20 protein-coding genes are annotated in these 21,455 nt (G+C 69.7%); 2 read left to right on the forward strand and 18 right to left on the reverse strand.

The window, feature by feature from the left end; all coding sequences use genetic code 11:
• Nucleotides 1-8: 8 nt before the first annotated feature.
• Genes nuoK through ACFYMC_RS14805 form a run of 11 tightly spaced genes read right to left on the reverse strand, consistent with a single transcriptional unit; the run spans nucleotide 9 to nucleotide 10,802 of the window.
• Nucleotides 9-308 (reverse strand): NADH-quinone oxidoreductase subunit NuoK, encoded by a 300-nt coding sequence (nuoK, locus tag ACFYMC_RS14755; RefSeq protein ID WP_388524045.1) that lies wholly within the window; start codon nucleotides 306-308, stop codon nucleotides 9-11.
• Complete coding sequence (locus ACFYMC_RS14760; RefSeq protein WP_388524049.1) at nucleotides 305-1,126, reverse strand: NADH-quinone oxidoreductase subunit J; 822 nt, start codon at nucleotides 1,124-1,126, stop codon at nucleotides 305-307. Before ACFYMC_RS14760 ends, nuoK begins: the two co-directional genes overlap by 4 nt.
• Nucleotides 1,123-1,758, reverse strand: coding sequence for an NADH-quinone oxidoreductase subunit NuoI (nuoI, locus tag ACFYMC_RS14765; protein WP_388524052.1), 636 nt, complete (start codon nucleotides 1,756-1,758; stop codon nucleotides 1,123-1,125). Before nuoI ends, ACFYMC_RS14760 begins: the two co-directional genes overlap by 4 nt.
• The gene (nuoH, locus tag ACFYMC_RS14770) at nucleotides 1,751-3,139 is read right to left on the reverse strand and encodes an NADH-quinone oxidoreductase subunit NuoH (protein WP_388524055.1); all 1,389 of its coding nucleotides are present in this window, start codon (nucleotides 3,137-3,139) and stop codon (nucleotides 1,751-1,753) included. Before nuoH ends, nuoI begins: the two co-directional genes overlap by 8 nt.
• Complete coding sequence (locus ACFYMC_RS14775) at nucleotides 3,136-5,643, reverse strand: NADH-quinone oxidoreductase subunit G (RefSeq protein ID WP_388524058.1); 2,508 nt, start codon at nucleotides 5,641-5,643, stop codon at nucleotides 3,136-3,138. Before ACFYMC_RS14775 ends, nuoH begins: the two co-directional genes overlap by 4 nt.
• Nucleotides 5,640-7,004 carry an NADH-quinone oxidoreductase subunit NuoF gene (gene nuoF / locus ACFYMC_RS14780; protein ID WP_388524061.1) on the reverse strand — a complete coding sequence of 455 codons (1,365 nt, stop codon included), beginning with the start codon at nucleotides 7,002-7,004 and terminating at the stop codon, nucleotides 5,640-5,642. The genes ACFYMC_RS14775 and nuoF overlap by 4 nt, the downstream gene beginning before the upstream one ends.
• The gene (gene nuoE, locus ACFYMC_RS14785) at nucleotides 7,004-7,801 is read right to left on the reverse strand and encodes an NADH-quinone oxidoreductase subunit NuoE (RefSeq protein ID WP_388524064.1); all 798 of its coding nucleotides are present in this window, start codon (nucleotides 7,799-7,801) and stop codon (nucleotides 7,004-7,006) included. Before nuoE ends, nuoF begins: the two co-directional genes overlap by 1 nt.
• Nucleotides 7,798-9,144 (reverse strand): NADH-quinone oxidoreductase subunit D, encoded by a 1,347-nt coding sequence (locus ACFYMC_RS14790; protein WP_388524067.1) that lies wholly within the window; start codon nucleotides 9,142-9,144, stop codon nucleotides 7,798-7,800. The genes nuoE and ACFYMC_RS14790 overlap by 4 nt, the downstream gene beginning before the upstream one ends.
• Nucleotides 9,144-9,878 carry an NADH-quinone oxidoreductase subunit C gene (locus ACFYMC_RS14795; RefSeq protein WP_388524070.1) on the reverse strand — a complete coding sequence of 245 codons (735 nt, stop codon included), beginning with the start codon at nucleotides 9,876-9,878 and terminating at the stop codon, nucleotides 9,144-9,146. Before ACFYMC_RS14795 ends, ACFYMC_RS14790 begins: the two co-directional genes overlap by 1 nt.
• On the reverse strand, nucleotides 9,875-10,429 hold the full coding sequence (locus ACFYMC_RS14800) for a NuoB/complex I 20 kDa subunit family protein (protein WP_388524073.1): 555 nt from the start codon (nucleotides 10,427-10,429) through the stop codon (nucleotides 9,875-9,877). The genes ACFYMC_RS14795 and ACFYMC_RS14800 overlap by 4 nt, the downstream gene beginning before the upstream one ends.
• A gap of 13 nt (nucleotides 10,430-10,442) precedes the next feature.
• Nucleotides 10,443-10,802 (reverse strand): NADH-quinone oxidoreductase subunit A, encoded by a 360-nt coding sequence (locus tag ACFYMC_RS14805; RefSeq protein WP_388524076.1) that lies wholly within the window; start codon nucleotides 10,800-10,802, stop codon nucleotides 10,443-10,445.
• Between the two features lie 680 nt (nucleotides 10,803-11,482).
• Here ACFYMC_RS14805 and ACFYMC_RS14810 point away from each other — a divergent pair.
• Nucleotides 11,483-12,388: a C40 family peptidase gene (locus tag ACFYMC_RS14810; RefSeq protein ID WP_388524079.1), complete on the forward strand. Its 906-nt coding sequence runs from the start codon at nucleotides 11,483-11,485 to the stop codon at nucleotides 12,386-12,388.
• 230 nt (nucleotides 12,389-12,618) lie between these two features.
• On the opposite strand, the gene ACFYMC_RS14815 is transcribed toward ACFYMC_RS14810, so the two are convergent.
• Entirely contained in the window at nucleotides 12,619-13,902 is a 1,284-nt protein-coding gene (locus ACFYMC_RS14815; protein WP_388524082.1) for a geranylgeranyl reductase family protein, read from the reverse strand.
• Nucleotides 13,903-14,001: 99 nt separating this feature from the next.
• Between ACFYMC_RS14815 and ACFYMC_RS14820 the strand changes: the two genes are divergently transcribed.
• On the forward strand, nucleotides 14,002-14,517 hold the full coding sequence (locus ACFYMC_RS14820; RefSeq protein WP_388524085.1) for a GNAT family N-acetyltransferase: 516 nt from the start codon (nucleotides 14,002-14,004) through the stop codon (nucleotides 14,515-14,517).
• 28 nt (nucleotides 14,518-14,545) lie between these two features.
• Here the strand turns inward: ACFYMC_RS14820 and ACFYMC_RS14825 are convergent, their stop codons facing one another.
• From ACFYMC_RS14825 to ACFYMC_RS14850, 6 genes are all read right to left on the reverse strand, one after another.
• On the reverse strand, nucleotides 14,546-15,457 hold the full coding sequence (locus ACFYMC_RS14825; protein WP_388524088.1) for a glutaminase: 912 nt from the start codon (nucleotides 15,455-15,457) through the stop codon (nucleotides 14,546-14,548).
• Between the two features lie 8 nt (nucleotides 15,458-15,465).
• Nucleotides 15,466-16,161: a demethylmenaquinone methyltransferase gene (locus tag ACFYMC_RS14830; protein ID WP_388524091.1), complete on the reverse strand. Its 696-nt coding sequence runs from the start codon at nucleotides 16,159-16,161 to the stop codon at nucleotides 15,466-15,468.
• 144 nt (nucleotides 16,162-16,305) lie between these two features.
• Complete coding sequence (locus tag ACFYMC_RS14835; protein ID WP_388524093.1) at nucleotides 16,306-16,953, reverse strand: hypothetical protein; 648 nt, start codon at nucleotides 16,951-16,953, stop codon at nucleotides 16,306-16,308.
• A gap of 10 nt (nucleotides 16,954-16,963) precedes the next feature.
• A complete protein-coding gene (mqnC, locus tag ACFYMC_RS14840; protein ID WP_388524096.1) occupies nucleotides 16,964-18,163 on the reverse strand; it encodes a cyclic dehypoxanthinyl futalosine synthase in 1,200 nt (399 codons plus the stop codon).
• A 196-nt stretch (nucleotides 18,164-18,359) separates the two neighbouring features.
• Nucleotides 18,360-20,315, reverse strand: a complete 1,956-nt coding sequence (locus ACFYMC_RS14845; RefSeq protein ID WP_388524102.1) for a protein kinase — start codon at nucleotides 20,313-20,315, stop codon at nucleotides 18,360-18,362.
• Nucleotides 20,316-20,600: 285 nt separating this feature from the next.
• Nucleotides 20,601-21,455 carry a menaquinone biosynthetic enzyme MqnA/MqnD family protein gene (locus tag ACFYMC_RS14850; protein ID WP_388524105.1) on the reverse strand — a complete coding sequence of 285 codons (855 nt, stop codon included), beginning with the start codon at nucleotides 21,453-21,455 and terminating at the stop codon, nucleotides 20,601-20,603.

Consider the following 21,455-nt stretch of genomic DNA (forward strand, 5'->3'; position numbering starts at 1 on the left):
GCGACCCCTTACAGCTTCATCAGGCTGGCGTCGTCGACCGAGGCCGAGTGGCGGGTACGGAACAGCGACACGATGATCGCCAGGCCCACCACGACCTCCGCGGCGGCGACGACCATCGTGAAGAAGGCGATGACCTGGCCGTCGAGATTTCCGTGCATCCGGGAGAAGGTGACGAGGGCGAGGTTGCAGGCGTTGAGCATCAGCTCGATGCACATGAACAGCACGATCGCGTTCCGCCGGATGAGGACCCCCACCGCGCCGATGCCGAAGAGCAGGGCGGCGAGGTAGAGGTAGTTGACCGGATTCACTTGGCAGCCTCCTCTTCACGGCCCAGCCGGTCGGCGGAGCGGCGCTCCAGCGCCTTGAGGTCGGCGAGGGCCTCGCCGGACACGTCGCGGATCTGACCTCGGGCGCGCAGCGTCTGACTGACCGACAGCTCGGACGGGGTGCCGTCGGGCAGCAGCCCCTCGACGTCCACCGCGTTGTGCCGGGCGTAGACGCCGGGGGCGGGCAGCGGAGGCAGTTGCACGCCCGCGCGGACCCGACGCTCGGCCAGCTCGCGCTGGGTGGATGCGGCCTCGGTGCGCTCCCGATGGGTGAGGACCATCGCACCGACGGCCGCGGTGATCAGCAGGGCGCCGGTGATCTCGAAGGCGAACACGTACCTGGTGAAGATCAGCTCGGCCAGGCCCTCGACGTTTCCCGCGGAATTGACCCTGCCGAGGCCGTTGAAGGTCTTCAGCGAGGCGTTCGCGATCCCCGCGATCAGCAGGATCCCGAAGCCCAGGCCGCAGAGCGCGGCCATCAGCCGCTGACCCTTGAGGGTCTCCTTGAGGGAGTCGGCCGCGGTGACACCGACCAGCATCACCACGAAGAGGAAGAGCATCATGATCGCACCGGTGTAGACGATGATCTGCACGATGCCGAGGAAGTACGCGCCGTTGGCCAGGTAGAACACCGCCAGGATGATCATCGTCCCGGCCAGGCAGAGCGCGCTGTGCACGGCCTTGCGCATCAGGATCGTGCAGAGCGCGCCGATGACGGCGGTGATCCCGAGGATCCAGAACTGCACCGCCTCACCGGTCGAGGTGGTGGATGCGGCTGCCAACTCCAGGGCTGCACTCATCGCTTGGTCACCTCCTGCGCTGCGGGCTCGCCCGCGACGGAGCCGGCTGCCTCGGAGGTGCCCGCCTCTGTGGGCTGTTCTCCCTTGGAGAGAGCCACCTGCCGGACGGTGCCAGGGGCGGCGCCGGTGACCGCACCGCGGTAGTAGTCCTGCTCGTCCGCGCCAGGGAAGATCGAGTGCGGGGCCTCGACCATGCCCTCCTCCAGCCCGGCGAGCAGTTCCTCCTTGGTGTAGATGAGCGAGGCCCGACTACTGTCGGCCAACTCGAAGTCGTTCGTCATGGTCAGCGCCCTGGTCGGACAGGCTTCGATGCACAGGCCACACAGGATGCAGCGGGCGTAGTTGATCTGGTAGACGCGCCCGTACCGCTCCCCCGGGGAGTACCTCTCCTCCTCCGTGTTGTCCGCGCCCTCCACGTAGATCGCGTCGGCGGGACAGGCCCAGGCGCACAACTCGCAGCCGATGCACTTCTCCAGGCCGTCCGGATGACGGTTGAGCTGGTGCCGGCCGTGGAAGCGGGGGGCGGTGATCTTCTGCTGCTCCGGGTACTGCTCGGTCAGCCGCTTCTTGAACATGGCCTTGAAGGTCACGCCGAAGCCGGCAACCGGGTTCAGCCGCTTCTCATCAGACATCCCCAGCACCCTCCTCTCGGTCACTGTCAGAATTGGCGCCACCACTGACAACCAACTCCCGCTCCTCGCGGGGCCGTCGGCGGGGAACCGGTGGAAGGGTCTGGCCGGGCTTGGGCGGCACCGGGTAGCCGCCGGCCATCGGGTCGAACTCGGCTTCGGAAGCTGCTGGACCGGCCGCTTCTGCCCGTTGCCTGCGGTCGCGGAAGAGATCGACGACGAGGGACAACAGCAGCACCGCGACCACAGCCCCGCCGACGTACAGCAGGATCTCGTTGAACGCGTAGTCCTCGTTGCGCAGCGCGCGCACCGTGGCCACCAGCATCAGCCAGACCACGGAGACCGGGATCAGGACCTTCCAACCGAGCTTCATCAACTGGTCGTAGCGCACCCGGGGCAGGGTCCCGCGCAGCCAGATGAAGAAGAACAAGAACAGCTGGACCTTGAGGACGAACCAGAGCATCGGCCACCAGCCGTGGTTCGCACCCTCCCAGAAGGTGCTGATCGGGTACGGAGCCCGCCAACCACCGAGGAAGAGCGTGACAGAGACCGCTGAGACGGTGACCATGTTGACGTACTCGGCGAGCATGAACAGGGCGAACTTGATCGAGGAGTACTCGGTGTTGAAGCCGCCCACCAGGTCGCCCTCGGACTCCGGCATGTCGAACGGCGCCCGGTTGGTCTCCCCGACCATGGTGACCACGTAGATGATGAACGAGACCGGAAGCAGCAGGATGTACCAGCGGTCTGCCTGCGCGTCCACGATCGCCGAGGTGGACATCGAGCCCGAGTAGAGGAAGACCGAGGCGAAGGCCGCACCCATCGCGATCTCGTAGCTGATCATCTGGGCGCAGGAACGCAACCCACCCAGCAGCGGGTACGTGGAACCGGAGGACCAACCGGCCAGGACGAGGCCGTAGATACCCACCGAGGCCACCGCGAGGATGTACAGCATCGCGATGGGCAGATCGGTCAACTGCATCGTGGTGCGCTGGCCGAAGATCGACACTTCGTTGCCGGCCGGCCCGAAGGGGATCACGGCGATGGCCATGAAGGCGGGGATGGCCGCGACGATCGGAGCCAGGACATAGACCGCCTTGTCGGCCCGCTTGACGACCACGTCCTCCTTCAGCATCAACTTGACGCCGTCGGCCAGGGACTGAAGAAGCCCCCAGGGGCCGTTGCGGTTGGGGCCGATGCGCAACTGCATCCAGGCGACGACCTTGCGCTCCCACACGATGGAGAAGAGCACCGTCAGCATCAGGAAGGCGAAACAGAAGACCGCCTTGACCACCACGAGCCACCATGGGTCACGGCCGAACAGGGACAGGTCCTCCGCGGCGAGCAACAAGCCGCTGCCAGGTGCGGTGGCCAGGGCCATCATGCGGACACCTCCGGTTCGTGCGTCTGGCTCGGTGCGGTGGCGGGCCCGATGCGGACCAGCTCGCCCGGATGGGCACCGGTGTCCGAGGTCAGGCCCTCGCCCACCGAGTTCAGGGGCGCCCAGACCACCCGGTCGGGCATCTCGGTGATCCGCAGCGGCAGCGTCACGGTGCCCGAGGGGCCGGTGACGGAGAGAGCGTCGCCTTCCTTGACGCCGGTCTCGGCCGCGGTGGCGGCCGAGAGCCGGGCGACGGCCGCATGCCGGGTACCGGCCAACGCTTCGTCACCGTCCTGGAGCCGACCCTGGTCAAGCAGCATCCGGTGTCCGGCCAGGACCGCCTCGCCCTCGGCGGGCCGGGGCAGCGCCCGGGCCGACTCGACGGCGTCGTCAGCGAACTCCCCCGACCAGGCGCCCAACCGGTCCATCTCGGAGCGCAGGGAGCGCAGGTCGGGCAGTGCGAGGTGGACGTCGAGGGCGTCGGCGATCATGTGCAGCACCCGGGCGTCGCTCGGGGCCAGCCGCCTGGTCATCTGGTCCGGTTTGAGTGCCGCCTCGAAGGGCCTGGCCCGCCCCTCCCAGTTGAGGAAGGTCCCGGGCTTCTCGGCGACCGCCGCGACCGGCAGGACCACGTCCGCCCGCTCGGTCACCTCGCTGGGCCGCAACTCCAAGGAGACGACGAAGGCCTCGGCCAGCGCCTCCCGGGCCCGCGCCGGGTCCGGGAGGTCCGCGACCTCGACCCCGGCGACCAGCAGGGCACCGAGTTCCCCGGTGGCCGCCGCCTCCACGATCTGGCCGGTGTCCCGGCCGTAGCGCACCGGGAGTTGGGCGACGCCCCAGGTGCGGGCGACCTCCTCGCGGGCCCGCGGATCGGTGGCGGGGCGACCGCCCGGCAACAGCGAAGGCAGTGCGCCCGCCTCGATCGCGCCGCGCTCGCCGGCCCGCCTGGGGATCCACACCACGGCGGCGCCGCTCGCGGTGCCGGCCCGGACCGCCGCGGTCAGCGCGCCGGCCACCGAGGCCAGCCGCTCCCCGAGGACGATGACCGCGCCGGGCTGGCGCAACGCGTCGTACGCCTCCTGCCCGCCGGTCTCCAGTCCTGCTCCGGAGGCCAGGGCGTCCAGCCACTCCGTCTCGGTGCCGGGGGCCGCGGGCAGCAGCACTCCGCCGGCCTTGGCCAGGCCCCGGGTGGCGTAGGGCGCCAGGGAGTAGGTGCGCTGGCCGTGCTTGCGGTGGGCCTTGCGGAGCCGGAGGAAGACCCCGGGGGCCTCCTCCTCGGACTCGAACCCCACCAGCAGGACCGCCGGGGCGGATTCCAGCGAAGCATGCGTGACTCCCGAACCGTCCAGGTCACGGCCGCGACCGGCGACCCGGGCGGCGAGGAAGTCGGCCTCTTCACTTGAGTGCTGCCGGGCCCGGAAGTCGATGTCGTTGGTGTCGAGGGCGATCCGCGCGAACTTGCTGTACGCGTAGGCGTCCTCCACGGTGAGCCGGCCACCGGTCAGCACGCCGGCCCGCCCCCGCGCCGCCGACAGGCCGCGGGCCGCAGCCTCCAGCGCCTCCGGCCAGTTCACCGGCTCCAGTTCACCGCTCGCCGGGTTGCGCACCAACGGCTGGGTGAGCCGGTCGGGGCGCTGGGCGTAGCGGAAGCCGAAGCGGCCCTTGTCGCACAGCCACTCCTCGTTGACCTCCGGGTCCTCGGCGGCCAGTCGGCGCATGACTTTGCCGCGCCGGTGGTCCGTACGGGTCGCACAGCCGCCCGAGCAGTGTTCGCACACGCTCGGCGAGGAGACCAGGTCGAAGGGGCGGGCGCGGAAGCGGTAGGCGGCCGAGGTGAGGGCGCCGACCGGGCAGATCTGGATGGTGTTGCCGGAGAAGTACGACTCGAAGGGGTCGCCCTCACCGATGCCGACCTGCTGGAGCGCTCCCCGCTCCAGCAGCTCGATCATGGGGTCGCCGGCGATCTGGTTGGAGAAACGGGTGCAGCGCGCGCACAGCACGCACCGTTCCCGGTCGAGCAGTACCTGGGTCGAGATCGCGACCGGCTTCTCATAGGTCCGCTTGTGGCCCTCGAAGCGGGAGTCGGCCTGACCGTGGGACATCGCCTGGTTCTGCAGCGGGCACTCGCCGCCCTTGTCGCAGACCGGGCAGTCCAGGGGGTGGTTGATCAGCAGCAGCTCCATGACGCCGCGCTGGGACTTCTCCGCCACTGGCGAGGTGAGCTGGGTCTTGACCACCATGCCGTCGGTGCAGGTGATGGTGCAGGAGGCCACGGGTTTGCGCTGGCCCTCCACTTCGACGATGCACTGGCGGCAGGCGCCGACCGGGTCGAGCAGAGGATGGTCACAGAACCGCGGGACCTCGACGCCGATGAGCTCCGCCGCCCGGATCACCAAGGTCCCCTTGGGGACGCTGACGGCGACACCGTCGATGGTCACCGAGATCAGGTCCTCGCGCCCGATCGCCGCCTCGCCGCCCCCGGAGGGCGCGTTCGCGGTGACTGTCATGCGTTCACCTCCGTGGTGCTGGCGGGGCTGTCGGCCCACAAGGTCGACTGGGCGGGGTCGAAGGGGCAGCCCGCACCGGTGATGTGCTGCTCGTACTCCTCCCGGAAGTACTTCAGCGAGGAGAAGATGGGGCTGGCCGCGCCGTCGCCGAGGGCGCAGAAGGACTTGCCGTTGATGTTGTCCGCGATGTCGGCGAGCTTGTCGAGGTCGGCCATCCGACCGCGGCCGGCCTCGACGTCCCGTAGCAACTGGACCAGCCAGTAGGTCCCTTCGCGGCAGGGAGTGCACTTTCCGCAGGACTCGTGGGCGTAGAACTCGGTCCAGCGGGTGACGGCCCGCACCACGCAGGTGGTCTCGTCGAAGCACTGGAGCGCCTTGGTGCCCAGCATGGATCCGGCGGCGCTGACGCCCTCGTAGTCGAGGGGAACGTCGAGGTGTTCGTCGGTGAACATAGGGGTGGAGGAGCCGCCCGGGGTCCAGAACTTCAGGCGGTGCCCGGCCCGCATGCCGCCGCTCATGTCCAGCAGTTGGCGCAGGGTGATGCCGAGCGGGGCTTCGTACTGGCCCGGGCCCGCCACGTGCCCGCTGAGCGAGTACAGCGTGAAGCCGGGGGACTTCTCGCTGCCCATGGATTTGAACCAGTCCTTGCCCCGGTGGAGGATCGCGGGAACCGAGGCGATGGACTCGACGTTGTTCACCACAGTGGGGCACGCGTAGAGGCCCTCGACGGCGGGGAAGGGAGGACGCAGCCGCGGCTGGCCGCGGCGGCCTTCGAGCGAGTCGAGCAGGGCGGTCTCCTCACCGCAGATGTACGCGCCGGCGCCCGCATGCACGGTGAGTTCCAGATCGAGTCCGCTGCCGAGCACGTTCGGGCCGAGGTAGCCGGCTTCATAGGCCTCGCGCACGGCCTCGTGCAGCCTGCGCAGCACCGGCACGACCTCGCCGCGCAGATAGATGAAGGCGTGCTGCGAACGGATCGCGTAGCAGGCGATGACGATGCCCTCGATGAGGGAGTGCGGGTTGGCGAAGAGGAGGGGGATGTCCTTGCAGGTTCCCGGCTCCGACTCGTCCGCGTTGACGACCAGGTAGTGCGGTTTGCCGTCGCCCTGCGGGATGAACTGCCACTTCATCCCGGTGGGGAAGCCGGCGCCGCCGCGTCCGCGCAGACCGGAGTCCTTGACGTACGCGATGACCTCGTCGGGGCTCATCGCGAGTGCCTTGCGCAGGCCCTGGTAGCCGTCGTGGCGCCGATAGGCCTCCAGAGTCCAGGAGTCCGGCTCGTCCCAGAAGGCCGAGAGGACGGGCGCGAGGACCTTCTCCGGGCTGGTTCCGTTCTCGTTGATCTCGGCTGTCACCGTCATCACTCCCCCTCCTCGATGGCTGCGTCGGGAGCGTCGGCACCTTCGCGGCTACCGCCTGAGGCGGGGCTCTCGCCGCGCGGGTGCACCACCCGGTCCCGGTGGGGCGCCTCGCCCTTGGCCAAGCGGAGCCCGACCAAGGAGGCGGGCCCGGCCCCGCCGGACGCCCCGACCGCGCCCTCCCGCTCGTCGGGGAAACCGGCCAGGATGCGCGACGTCTCCCGGTAGGTGCACAGTGGCGCACCCCGGGTCGGCTCCACCGGGCGACCGGCCCGCAGGTCGTCCACGAGCTGCTTGGCGGTCTCGGGTGTCTGGTTGTCGAAGAACTCCCAGTTGACCATCAGCACCGGAGCGAAGTCGCAGGCCGCGTTGCACTCGATGTGCTCCAGCGTGACCTTGCCGTCCTCGGTGGTCTCGCTGTTGGCAACACCCAGGTGCGTCTTGAGCTCCTCGAAGATGGCGTCGCCGCCCATGACCGCGCACAGGGTGTTGGTGCAGACCCCCACCTGGTAGTCCCCGGAGGGCTTGCGCCGGTACATGGTGTAGAAGGTGGCGACGGCGGTGACCTCGGCCGTGGTCAGGCCGAGCACCTCGGCGCAAAAACGCATCCCGGTGCGGGAGACGTAGCCCTCCTCGGACTGCACCAGGTGCAGCAGCGGCAGCAGCGCGGAGCGGCTGTCCGGGTAGCGGGCGACGATCTCCTTCGCGTCCGTCTCCAGGCGGGCGCGGACGTCCGCCGGGTAGTCGGGGGCGGGAAGTTGGGGCATGCCCAGACTCGTAGGCGAGGTGGCGTCCGTCATCGGTCAACGCCTCCCATCACGGGGTCGATGGAGGCGACGGCGACGATGACGTCGGCGACCTGGCCGCCCTCGCACATCGCGGCCATGGCCTGCAGGTTGGTGAACGAGGGATCGCGGAAGTGCACGCGGTAGGGGCGGGTACCGCCGTCGGAGACGATGTGCGCGCCCAGCTCGCCCTTGGGCGATTCGACGGCCGCGTACACCTGCCCGGGCGGCACCCTGAAGCCCTCCGTCACCAACTTGAAGTGGTGGATGAGCGCTTCCATGGAGGTGCCCATGATGTTCCGGATGTGATCGAGCGAGTTGCCGAGGCCGTCCGGGCCGAGGGCCAGCTGGGCGGGCCAGGCGATCTTCTTGTCGCTCACCATGACCGGCCCGGGCTCCAGTCGCTCCAGGCACTGCTCGACGATGCGCAGCGACTGGCGCATCTCCTCCAGGCGGATCAGGAAGCGCCCGTAGGAGTCGCAGGTCTCGGCCGTCGGAACGTCGAACTCGTAGTTCTCGTAACCGCAGTACGGGTCCGTTTTGCGCAGGTCGTGCGGGAGTCCGGCGGAGCGCAGGATGGGGCCGGTGGCACCGAGCGCCATGCAGCCGGCGAGGTCGAGGTAGCCGATGTCCTGCATCCGGGCCTTGAAGATCGGGTTGCCGGTGGCGAGCTTGTCGTACTCCGGCAGGTTCTTCTTCATCGTCTTGACGAAGTCGCGGAGCTGGTCCACGGCTCCCGGAGGGAGGTCCTGGGCGAGACCACCGGGCCGGATGAAGGCGTGGTTCATGCGCAGGCCGGTGATCAGCTCGAACACGTCGAGGATCAGCTCACGGTCCCGGAAGCCGTAGATCATCATCGTGGTGGCGCCGAGTTCCATCCCGCCGGTGGCGATGCACACCAGGTGGGAGGAGAGCCGGTTGAGCTCCATCAACAGGACGCGGATGACCGAGGCCCGGTCCGGGACCTGCTCGGTGATGCCCAGGAGCTTCTCGACGCCGAGGCAGTAGGCCGCCTCGTTGAAGAAGGGCGTCAGGTAGTCCATGCGGGTCACGAAGGTGGTGCCCTGCGTCCAGTTGCGGAATTCGAGGTTCTTCTCGATGCCGGTGTGCAGGTAGCCGATTCCACAGCGCGCCTCGGTGACCGTCTCGCCGTCGATCTCCAGGATCAGCCGCAGCACCCCGTGGGTGGAGGGGTGCTGCGGACCCATGTTGACGACGATGCGCTCGTCATCGGCCCGAGCGGCGGACTGGACGATCTCGTCCCAGTCGCCGCCGGTGACCGTGTAGACGGTGCCCTCGGTGGTCTCGCGGGCGGAGGCGTGCGGGGAAGCGTGGGAAGTGCCGTTGGATGCAGACATCAGCTGTACGACCTCCGCTGGTCCGGAGCCGGGATCTGGGCGCCCTTGTACTCGACGGGGATGCCGCCGAGGGGGTAGTCCTTGCGCTGCGGGAAGCCCTGCCAGTCGTCCGGCATCATGATCCGCGTCAGGGCCGGGTGGCCGTCGAAGACGATGCCGAAGAAGTCGTAGGTCTCGCGCTCGTGCCAGTCGTTGGTCGGGTAGACCTCGACCAACGAAGGAATGTGTGGATCGCCGTCGGGCGCCGACACCTCCAGCCGGACCAACCGGCCGTGGGTGAGCGAGCGCAGGTGGTAGACGGCGTGCAGTTCACGGCCCTTGTCCTCGGGCAGATGGACTCCACTGACCCCGGTGCACAGCTCGAAGCGCAGGGCCGGATCGTCCCGCAGGGTACGGGCCACCCTCAGCAGGTGTTCGCGGGCGATGTGGAAGGTCGCTTCCCCGCGGTCGACCACCGTCTTCTCGATGGCGTTCGCCGGCAGCACGCCCTGTTCTTCCAGGGCGCCTTCGAGCTCGTCGGCCACCTCCTCGAAGTAGCCCCCGTAGGGGCGAGTGGAGGCACCGGGCAGGGTGACGGTGCGGCGCAGGCCGCCGTAGCCGGTGGTGTCTCCGCCGCCGCCGGCGCCGAACATGCCCTTGCGGTGGCCGATGACCTCGCCGGTGTCGGCGCGCTGAGCCGGAACGTTGTCCCCGTTCCCCTGCGTGCCGGTGTGGTTCTCACTGCTGTCGCTCACCGGAGCAGCCCCTTCATCTCGATGGTGGGGAGCGCCTTGAGGGCCGCCTCCTCCGCCTCGCGGGCCGCCTCCTCCTGGTTGACCCCGAGCTTGGAACTCTGGATCTTCTGGTGGAGCTTGAGGATCGCGTCCATCAGCATTTCGGGGCGGGGCGGGCAGCCCGGCAGGTAGATGTCGACCGGGACGATGTGGTCCACGCCCTGGACGATCGCGTAGTTGTTGAACATGCCGCCCGAGGAGGCGCACACGCCCATGGAGATCACCCACTTGGGAGCGGGCATCTGGTCGTAGACCTGACGCAGGACCGGGGCCATCTTCTGGCTCACCCGCCCGGCGACGATCATCAGGTCGGCCTGGCGCGGGGAGCCGCGGAAGACCTCCATGCCGAATCGGGCCAGGTCGTAGCGGCCGGCGCCGGTGGTCATCATCTCGATGGCGCAGCAGGCGAGGCCGAAGGTCGCGGGGAAGACGGACGCCTTGCGCACCCATCCCGCGGCCTGCTCGACGGTGGTCAGCAGGAATCCGCTCGGCAGCTTCTCTTCGAGTCCCATGTCGGTGAGCCCCTCAGTCCCATTCCAGGCCGCCGCGCCGCCATACGTACGCGTAGGCAACGAACACGGTGAGCACGAAGAGCAACATCTCCACGAGCCCGAAGATCCCGAGCGCGTCGAAGGTGACCGCCCAGGGGTAGAGGAAGACGATTTCGATGTCGAAGACGATGAAGAGCATCGCCGTCAGGTAGTACTTGATAGGGAAGCGACCGCCACCGGCCGGCGTGGGTGTCGGTTCGATACCGCACTCGTAAGCCTCAAGCTTTGCCCGGTTGTACCGCCTTGGGCCGATAAGCGTGGCCATGACCACGGAAAAGATCGCAAAGCCTGCCGCGAGGGCGCCGAGCACGAGGACGGGCGCGTAGGCATTCACGCTCCTCGCTCCTTCCAGTCGTCCTTGACCGTTGGACCGCCATCCCGGCGTGCGCCCCGCCCCGCGAAGATCGTGTACATGTGAGGCAGTTCACAAGCCGGACTGCTGCGCATCCTATGCCCGCCGCTCTGTGATCTGCGACACGGGTACCGACAACGAGTTTGTGATCTTCACCACCTGACGAACGATCATGAAGTCGGATGAGCGGTGATCTTCATACGTGAAGCACCCAAGTGGTCACCAGAGGTGATATCCAACCGCGTTACCGCAGGTAGAAGGGGGTCTCCCCTATCAAATGATGTGAGCTACAGGCAAATTTGCCTGATGATGCCCCACCGGGGTATCGCACCCCACACCCCCCGACCGGGGGACATGCGTGTACCCAGGTGGACACGTGCATCCGTTCACGAGCCAGACGTGATGAACCTGTGACCTGCACCACGCGGCATTCGCGGCAGCGAAAGCGGGCTTGGCCATCTAACGGCCAGATGGTAGGTGATGGATCAATTCGGGCATCCAATCGAAAGTGGCACGTCAACAGCGTGCAGGCGGGAGCCCGATTAGTCCGTTACGCCGTCAATAAGGCTTGCGGGCAGCCGAATTCGCGCCACTACCGCGTAACTGTGGCGCAAAGCACGTTTCTTGAAGGGAACCGCAACCGGCTGATAGCGGTTGTCCTCATGTCCCTCACCGCTCACATACCCAGCCACCGCAAGCCGCGCCGCAGCGCCTCGAAGCTCGCCGTTCGCGCCGGCGTCGCCGGTGGCGTCCTCGGCACCCTGGCCATGGCCGGGCCGGCGAGCGCGGCCGAGACCACGGAGCCGGTGACCGAGACCATCGAGATGCCGGTCCTGGACCTCTCGGCGGTCACCGCCTCGGTGACCGCCGCCCTGAACAAGTCCGCCGAGGCCACCGAACAGGCCGCGCTGGAGCAGGAACTCACCGCCCGCGAGGAGGCGGCCCGCGAGGAGGCCGCCACCTTTGCCAAGAAGGCGAAGGCAGAGGCGAAGAAGAAGGCGGAGGCGGAAGCGAGGGCCGAAGCGGAGGCCGAGGCCAAAGCGAAGGCAGCCGCCGAGCGCCGGGCCGCCGCGGAGCGGGCCGCACGCTCCGCTGCCCGCACCACGCTGACCGCGCCCAAGAACTCCACCTCCACCGACGGGAGTTCCGCCTCCGGCAGCACCAAGAGCTCCACTCCCAAGAGCTCGACGGCCAAGACCACCTCGAAGGCCACCGGTTCAGCAGCGGCCATCGTCAACTTCGCTCTGGCGCAGGTGGGCGACTCCTACGTGATGGGGGCCACCGGCCCCAACTCCTGGGACTGCTCGGGCCTGGTCCAGGCGGCCTACCGACAGGCCGGCATCTCGCTGCCCCGCATGTCCCAGGGACAGTCCTCGGCCGGCACCCAGGTCTCCCTGTCCAACCTCAAGGCGGGCGACATCCTGTACTGGGGCGGTGCTGGAAGCGCCTACCATGTGGCGATCTACGTGGGCGGCGGCCAGTTCGTCGGTGCGCAGAACTCCTCCACCGGAGTCGTCAAGCGCTCCCTGGACTGGGACACCCCCTCGGGCGCCGTCCGGGTCCTGTAAGACCCCCTGCACCCGCCAAGGGCCGGTACACCTCCGCTCGGGGGCGGTGTACCGGCCCTGCGGCGTGCGGGGCACAGAAGGGCACCAGTTGCCGTCGTCGCTTCTTCAGGGGGGCGACGGGCCCATCGGTGCAATCGGGGCGTGGTGAACCCCCGGTGCTGCCGGTGACCTCTGATACGTCGCACCTTCCGGCCTGCCCGACTCGTGCCGCGTGGCCCGGCCTCGAACGATCAGGCTTTGGGGGCCACCTTGCTCAGACCGTTGATGACCCGGTCCATCGCGTCCCCGCCGGTCGGGTCGGTGAGGTTGGCGAGCATCTTCAACGTGAAGCGCATCAAGACCGGGTGGGTCAGTCCGCGCTGGGCGGCCACCTTCATCACCTTCGGGTTCCCGATCAACTTCACAAAGGCCCGGCCCAGCGTGTAATAGCCGCCGTAGGTCTCCTTGAGGACCTTGGGGTAGCCGTGCAGGGCCAGCTCCCGCTGCGTCGGGGTCTGCCGGGCGTGCGCCTGCACGATGACCTCGGCCGCGATCTGGCCGGACTCCATCGCATAGGCGATGCCCTCGCCGTTGAAGGGGTTGACCAGGCCGCCGGCATCACCGACCAGCAGCAGGCCCTTGGTGTAGTGCGGCTGCCGGTTGAAGGCCATCGGCAGGGCGGCGCCCCGGATCGGACCGGTCATGTTCTCCGGCGTGTAGCCCCAGTCTTCCGGCATGGAAGCACACCAGGCCTTCAGCACCTCGCGCCAGTCCAGTTCCCTGAAGGCCGAAGAGGAGTTGAGGATGCCCAGGCCCACGTTCGAGGTGCCGTCGCCCATGCCGAAGATCCAGCCGTAGCCGGGCAGCAGGCGGTCCTGAGCGCCGCGCCGGTCCCACAGCTCCAGCCAGGACTCCAGGTAGTCGTCGTCGTGTCGGGGCGAGGTGAAGTAGGTCCGCACGGCCACGCCCATCGGGCGCTCCTCCATGCGGTGCAGCCCCATGGCCAGCGACAGCCTTGAGGAGTTGCCGTCGGCCGCCACCACCAGTGGGGCGTGGAAGGAGACCTGCGTCTTCTCCTCCCCCAGCTTGGCGCGCACCCCCGTGATGTGACCGGTGCGTTCGTCGCGGATCGGCTCGCCGACGTTGCACCGCTCGTAGAGCCGGGCACCGGCCTTCTGCGCCTGCCGGGCGAGTTGCTCGTCGAAGTCGTCCCTTTTGCGGACCAGGCCGTAGTCCGGGAAGGAGGCGAGGTCCGGCCAGTCCAGTTGGAGGCGCTGGCCGCCACCGATGATGCGCAGTCCCTTGTTGCGCAGCCAGCCGGCTTCCTCGGAGACGTCGATGCCCATGGCGACGAGCTGCTTGGTGGCGCGCGGGGTCAGGCCGTCGCCGCACACCTTCTCGCGGGGGAAGGCGGTCTTCTCCAACAGCAGGACGTCGAGTCCCGCCTTCGCCAGGTAGTAGGCGGTGGTCGAGCCGGCGGGCCCGGCACCGACGACGATCACATCCGCGGTGTGTTCGGAGAGGGGCTCGGTCACGGCGTGATCTCCCGAAGACTCGATATAGGGTGCCGATTGCACAGGACATGGGCAGTCTATGCAGCGACAGGTGATCACGAACCCGAAGGGCTGCCCTCGATGACCATGCCGCTTCAGCCGCTGCCCGCCGTCCAGCTGCGGGTGCCCTCCGAGGAAGACGCCTTCGCCTGGCACCAGGCCTTCGCCGATCCTGAGGTGATGGAGTTCCACGGTGGTCGGCCCGCCGAGCTCTCGGTGTACGAGGAGCTGACCGCCCGCCAACGGATGCACGACGCCCAACTGGGTTTCTGCCTGTGGACGGTCCTCGACGAGGAGGGCCGCGTCCTGGGCTTCGTCGGCGCCCAACCGTGGCCCTGGGACTGGGGGCCGGTGGGCCAGATAGAGATCGGGTGGCGGCTGGCCCGGCCGCATTGGGGCAAGGGTTACGTCACGGCGGCAGCGCGCCAGACGCTCGACCGGGTGCGGGCCGCGGGCGTGGCGCAGGTGGTCGCCATGGTCGACGAGCGCAACGTGCGTTCCATCGCGGTGACCCGGCGCCTGGGGATGGAGCTCGTCGACGTCTACACCACCCCGAAGTCGGAGCGCTCGGGCCACTGCTACCGCCTTCAGCTGTGAGGGCGTCCGGGCGCGGTCCGGTGGGGGGTCAGAAGACGGACAGGCCGGTGCGGGTGGTGAAACGGTCCAGCGCGGCCACTCCGGCCACCGAGTTGCCGCGTTCGTCCAGGCCCGGGCTCCACACCGCGAGGGTGCAGCGTCCGGGGACCACCGCGACGATCCCGCCGCCGACCCCGCTCTTGCCGGGCAGGCCCACCCGGTAGGCGAACTCCCCGGCCGCGTCGTAGGTACCGCAGGTCATCATCACGGCGTTGATCTGCTTGGCCTCGCTGCGGGTGAGCAGCCGAGTGCCGTCGGCGCGCAGGCCGTGCCGGGCCAGGAAGCGCACGGCGAGGGCCAGGTCGGCGCAGCTCATCTCGATGGAGCACTGCCAGAAGTAGTGCTCCAGCAGGGCCGGTACCGGATTGTCGATGTTGCCGTAGGACGCCATGAAGTGGGCGACGGCCGCGTTGCGGTCCCCGTGGTCGGCTTCCGAGGCGGCCACCTCGGCGTCGAAGGCCAGCTCCGGGTTGCCGCTCTCCTGCTTCAGGAACTCCAGCAGTTCGCTACTGGCGTCGCCGGTCAGGGTCTGGAGCCTGTCGGTGACGACCAGGGCACCCGCGTTGATGAACGGATTGCGCGGGATGCCCTGTTCGTACTCCAGCTGCACCAGGGAGTTGAACGGGTTGCCGGAGGGCTCCCGCCCGACCCGCTCCCACAGACTGGGCCCGCCCTCCGCGAGCGCGAGGGCCAGCGCGAAGACCTTGGTCACCGACTGCGCCGAGAAGGGCATCTCCCAGTCACCCACCCCGTAGACCTTGCCGTCGACGTCGGCTATCGCCATGCCGAAGCGGTTCGGGTCGACCGTCGCCAGCGCGGGAATGTACTCGGCCGGGGTGCCGCTGCCGATGAGTGGGGCGATGTCCTCGGCAATCTGCCCCAAAAGTGCCTGGTAGTCCACGACGGCGACTACGCGTTCTTGTAGCCGCGGTGCAGGGCGACGACACCGCCGGTGAGATTGCGCCACGCCACCCGGCGCCAGCCGGCCTTGCCGAGCATCGCGGCGAGTTCGGGCTGGTCGGGCCAGGCTCGGATGGACTCGGCGAGGTAGACGTACGCGTCCGGGTTCGAGGACACGGCCCGCGCCACCGGAGGCAGCGCGCGCATCAGGTACTCGGTGTACACGGTCCGAAAGGGCGTCCAGGTCGGCTGTGAGAACTCGCAGATGACGACCCTCCCGCCGGGCTTGGTGACGCGGTGGAGCTCGGCCAGCGCCTCGTCGGTGGCCTGCACGTTGCGCAGCCCGAAGGAGATGGTGACGGCGTCGAAGACCTCGTCGCGGAACGGCAGCTTCGTGGCGTCCCCCGCGGTCAACGGCAGGTACGGGTGTCGCTTCTTGCCCTGGCGGAGCATGCCCAGCGAGAAGTCGCAGGGCACGGTGTAGGCGCCCGTGGCCGCGAAGGGCAGCGAGGAGGTGGCGGTGCCGGCGGCGAGGTCGAGCACCTTCTGCCCGGGGCGGGCGCCGACCGCCGCGGCGACCGCCTTGCGCCACGACCGGGTCTGGCCGAGGGAGAGCACGTCATTGGTCAGGTCGTAGTTCGCCGCGACGTCGTCGAACATCGAGGCGACTTCATGCGGCTGCTTGTCCAGGGAAGCACGGGACACTGGCGTTCGGCCTCGCTCACTCGATCGGTTCGGGCGGGTACCCGGACATTCTGGCAGGCCCCCCCAACGATCGAGGTGGCGGTACGGCCGGACGGGCCGCCGGGCGCGAAGGCGGTGACGAGGCCGCCGTACGGGGTACGGGGTTCAGCGCGCCCGGTACACGAGGCGCCCGCCCAGCACGGTCGCCAGGCAGGTGTTCCCACCGCCCGTGAGCAGCGCGGCCTCGTCGGGGGCGTCGAAGGCGGCGAGGTCGGCGCGCGCTCCGACCTCCAGGGGCCCCGCGATCGCCTCGGCCAGCGTGCGGACCCCCGACAGCGGGTCCAGAACGGCGATGCCGGGCGGCCCGTCCGTCCCGACAGCGGCCCGGTACGTCAGGAGTCCGACGCGGGACACCGCCGGTGCGAGCAGCGGGTGTCCGGGGTCGACGGCGACGGCGGTGGTTCCCCGACGCAACATCTGCTGGAGTCCGCGGCGCACGCTGCCCGCGCGTCGCGGCGCGTCCAGGGCGAGCGCGTCGAGCGCCGGACCGAAGAGGGGCAACTCCCCCAGTTCCGCCGCCTCCCGGGGGTCGGGGAAGTAGCAGCCGGTGAGCAACCAGGTCGCGTGCCGCTGCCGCAACCCCGGGGTCAGCGCTCCGGGCCAGTGGCGCACCCGAGCCGCCGGGTGCTCGGCACGGAGCGCTTGCGCCGTACCGAGCGCGGCGATCCGGTCGCCGTCGACGAGTACCGCACCACCGGCGATCGTCTCCCCGTCGCCGGGGAGCAACAGCGCGGTGGTGTGCAGCGTGAGCACGGGGGCGGGGTCAGTTGGAGGAGATCAGCTTGAGTTCGGGGTGGGCGGTCCCGCCCTCCAGCGCGGTGGAGGAGATGTGCGAGACCACCCGCTCGTCGACCGGGTCCAGGGCCGGGTCCTCGTGCACCATCAGGTGCTCGTAGGTCGTGGCGCGCTGCGCCGGGGTCCGGCCGGCCTTGCGGATCAGGTCGATGATCTCCTGGCGGTTGGAGCGGTGCTTGGCGCCGGCGGAGGAGACCACGTTCTCCTCCAGCATGATCGAGCCGAGGTCGTCCGCGCCGTAGTGCAGGGACAGCTGGCCGGCTTCCTTGCCTACGGTCAGCCAGGATCCTTGGATGTGCGCGACGTTGTCGAGGAAGAGTCGGGCGATCGCGATCATCCGCAGGTACTCGAAGATCGTCGCCTGGGTGCGTCCCTTGAGGTGGTTGTTCTCGGGCTGGTACGTGTACGGGATGAAGGCCCGGAAGCCGCCCGTGCGGTCCTGCACGTCGCGGATCATCCGCAGGTGCTCGATGCGTTCGGCGTTGGTCTCGCCGGTGCCCATCAGCATGGTCGAGGTGGATTCCACGCCCATCCGGTGGGCGAGTTCCATGATCTCCAGCCAGCGCTCGCCCGACTCCTTCAGCGGTGCGATGGCCTTGCGGGGCCGCTCGGGGAGCAGTTCGGCGCCGGCACCGGCGAAAGAGTCCAGGCCTGCGGCATGGATGCGGCGGATCGCGTCCTCGGCGGAGACCCCCGAGATCTTGGCCATGTGCTCCACCTCGGAGGCCCCGAGGGAGTGGATGACCAGCTGCGGGAAGGCTCGCTTGATCGCGGAGAAGTGCTCCTCGTAGTACTCCACTCCGTACTCGGGGTGGTGCCCGCCCTGGAACATGATCTGCGTGCCGCCGAGTTCGACGGTCTCCGCGCAGCGGCGAAGGATGTCGTCGAGGTCGCGGGACCAACCCTTGCGCGTGTCCTTGGGCGCGGCGTAGAAGGCGCAGAACTTGCAGGCCGTCACACACACGTTGGTGTAGTTGATGTTCCGCTCGATGATGTACGTCGCGATGTGCTCGGTGCCCGCGTAGCGCCGACGGCGCGCGGTGTCGGCGGCGGAGCCGAGCGCGTGCAGCGGAGCGGAGCGGTAGAGGTCGAGCGCCTCCTCCGCGGTGATCCGGCCCCCTGCGGCGGCGCGGTCGAGGACAGACTGGAGAGCGGCCTGGTCGGTCACCGGTGCGTCACCTTTCGGTGGTGTGTCGTGTGTGACGTGTGTCGTCGGCTGTCAGGGGGGTCCGGACCCAGTCAGCCTACGCCAGCGCCCCCGGGCAACTACCCGACCCCTCACCCCTCGACACCACAACCCCAGGGGACCGCGGGGCCCCGCCCCGGACCCGCCGCCTTCGGCGACTGCCCTCGCGCCGAGCACCTCAGCCGCGGCGGCTGAGGTCGCCCTCAGGCTGACCGGCTGCCTCGTCACCCGACCGGTAGTGGAGGGCTCCGGTCGGCGTCAGCGCAAAGCTCTCCCGAGCCGAACCCCCCGAGCAGATCCCCGGGTGCGGGTTCGGTCCCTCGGTGGTGTCCAGCACGATCGCCCGCACGGTCGCCGACACCAGTTTCCAGTCGGCACTGCAGTCATAGATCTGCCCGCGCAGCTTCACCTTGGACCGGTCCCGGGCGACGACATCCCCGACCCGACCTTGATGGATGTTGATCTCGAACTCGCTCGGCACCCCGAGACGGGCTGTGGTCACCGTCCCCTTCCAGGTGCCGATCAGCGCCACGGGGACGGTGACCGCGCCGCCGGGGCCGGCGCTGACCGAGGGCGAGCCGGCTGCGCCCGCCGCCCGGGGTTCCGCATCCCCGTCCCCACCACCGGGCAGCACGTCCAGAGCGAACAGCCCTCCGACGGCGGCTACCGCGAGCGCACCGACCGCGAGGAGGGCCCTGCGGCGCACCCGACGCCGCGCGGCCACCGTGACGGTGGCCTCACGCACCGGGGGCGGTGCCGGCTCCCCGGCGCGGGGCGCCGGCACCGCAGGGACACTCCGTGCCGCAGCCGCCCCACGGGGCCGTTCGCCGTCCACAGGGACGGTTTCACGCCGCCGGGCAGACGCGGCCTTCAGCGCCGCGACGTCCGCGGGCGGATCGAAGGTGGCCACGCCGGAGCCGGCGACGGTGGCACCGGCCGGCGCCGCCTCCGCCCGCCGCGCCGTACCGGAGCGGGGCGCTGACACCGACCCGGCCGGCTGCGGGTGGCTCTTCTCCACGACGGCGGCAACAGGGTCCGACACCGGTCGCCGCTCCGCCTCGTCGGCCTCGTCCTGAGCGTCCTGGGCCGCTGCCGGCGCCCGCCCCGTGGCGGTCGCCTCGGCTTCGGTCTCGGTGTCGGTCTTCGGAACGGATTCGACCGCGGAGCCCGCCGTGTCTGCCGCGTCCGCCTCGCCCGCCCGGGCGGCGACCTCGGCGTCGTCGACCTCCGAGGTCGGGGCGGAGGGTTCGAGCTCCAGGGACTTCACGGCGGCCCGGCCCACCTCGGCGACCAGGGAGGCGGGCAGCCAGGCCTCGGCCATCAACACCTGCACCCCGGCCGGGGCGAGGAAGGCCGCGACCTCGTGCGGCGCGGGCCGCGCCATCGGGCTCTTCTCCAGGCACTCGGACACCAACTCGCGCATCACCCCGGTCAGCGGACCGTCCAGCCGCGGGGCCTCGTGCACCACCTGGTGCAGGAGCCCCGCGGAGCTGTCCGCGCAGAAGGGCGCCACCCCGGTGGCGGCGAAGGCGAGCACGGCGCCCATCGAGAAGACGTCCGCCGCGCCGGTGGCCGCCTTGCCCTGGATCTGTTCGGGCGCCATGTAAGCGGGCGATCCGATGGACACCCCGGTGAGGGAGGCGCCCACCTCGGTGGCGCGGGCGATGCCGAAGTCGATCAACCGAGGCCCGTCCACGGCCAACAGCACGTTGGACGGCTTCACGTCGCGGTGGACCAGTCCCAGGTCGTGCACGGCACAGAGAGCCTCGGCGAGACCTGCGCCCAGCGCCCGTACCGTCGCTTCCGGCAACGGGCCGTGTACGGCCACCGCCCGGGCCAGCGAGGGGCCGGCCACGTAGCCGGTGGCCACCCAGGGGACGGTGGCGTCCGGGTCGGCGTCCAGGACGGGGGCGGTCCATTCGCCGCCCACTCGACGGGCCGCCTCCACGTCCCGCCGGAAGCGCGCCCGGAACTGCTCGTCGGCGGCGAACTGAGGGTGCACGATCTTGATCGCCACAGTCCGGCCGCCCGCGCTGCGGCCGAGGTAGACCCGGCCCATCCCGCCTGTACCGAGCCGGCCGAGCAGCCGGTAGGCGCCGATGGTCCGCGGTTCCTCCGCCTGAAGCGGCTGCATGACGTCACCCTCCTGAACTCCCCCGGTGGCCCGCGCGGTCGCGGCGCGTGCGCAAGGGGTCACCGACTCGCACCCTAGCCGCGCGGGGGCTCCGGTGTGGCGCGGATCACCCGGATCGATACGGAGGAAACTGCTCCGGGTGGCGAATCGAAGTCGCGGACCCACACCGAGACGGAACGATCAGCACAGAAGACAGGAAAACGGACGATTCAGGGTGATCAACCCCTTAATGCCCTGACCTGTTCGTCACCGCGGTCCGGTAGGGGCCTCGACCGGAAGCCGGGCTCAGACGGCCGCACCGAGCAGTTCCACCCGGACGTCGGCAGGAAAGCCGGTGGTCGGCCCGGTCCGGCGCGCGAACTCCTGCACCCCGGCCAGCTGCGCGGGCCCGAAGCGGAAGTCCAGCGTGGTGAAGTACCGCTCCAACAGCTCGGCGTCGAACGCCTCCCAGCGGGCCGCCTGCTCGGCGACCTTGGCCACTTCCTGGAGCGAGAGGTCCCGGGAGGCCAGGAACGCCTCGTGGACCCGCTGGACCACGGCCGGTTCACGCTCCAGGTACTCCCGTCGGGCCGCCCACACCGCGAAGACGAACGGCAGGCCTGTCCACTGCTTCCACATCTGGCCCAGGTCGTGCACCTCCAGGCCCAGCCGGGGCGCATCGTGCAGGGAGGCTCGCAGCGCGGCGTCCCCGATCAGCACCGCCGCCTCGGCCTCCTGCATCATCACGCCCAGGTCGGGCGGGCAGGAGTAGTAGTCCGGTCGGACCGCGTACTGCTCGCCCAGCAACAGCTGGGCCAGCCGCACGGAGGTGCGGGAGGTGGAGCCGAGCGCCACCCGGGCACCGTCCAGACGGGCGAGCGGGACCTGCGAAACGATCACGCAGGACATCACCGGCCCGTCACAGCCCACGGCGAGATCGGGAAAGGCCACCAGCTGATCGGCGTTGCGCAGGAACTCGACCAGGGTGATCGGGGCGATGTCGAGGTCGCCGGCCACCAGTCGCTCACTGAGCTTCTCCGGGGTGTCCTTCGTCAGCTCCAGATCCAGGAGCGTGCCGGTCCTGGCCAGGCCCCAGTAGAGCGGCAGACAGTTCAGGAACTGGATGTGGCCGACCCTGGGCCGACTGCGATAGGACTCCAC

The organism is Streptomyces sp. NPDC006879 (assembly GCF_042869595.1).
GTDB lineage: Bacteria > Actinomycetota > Actinomycetes > Streptomycetales > Streptomycetaceae > Streptomyces.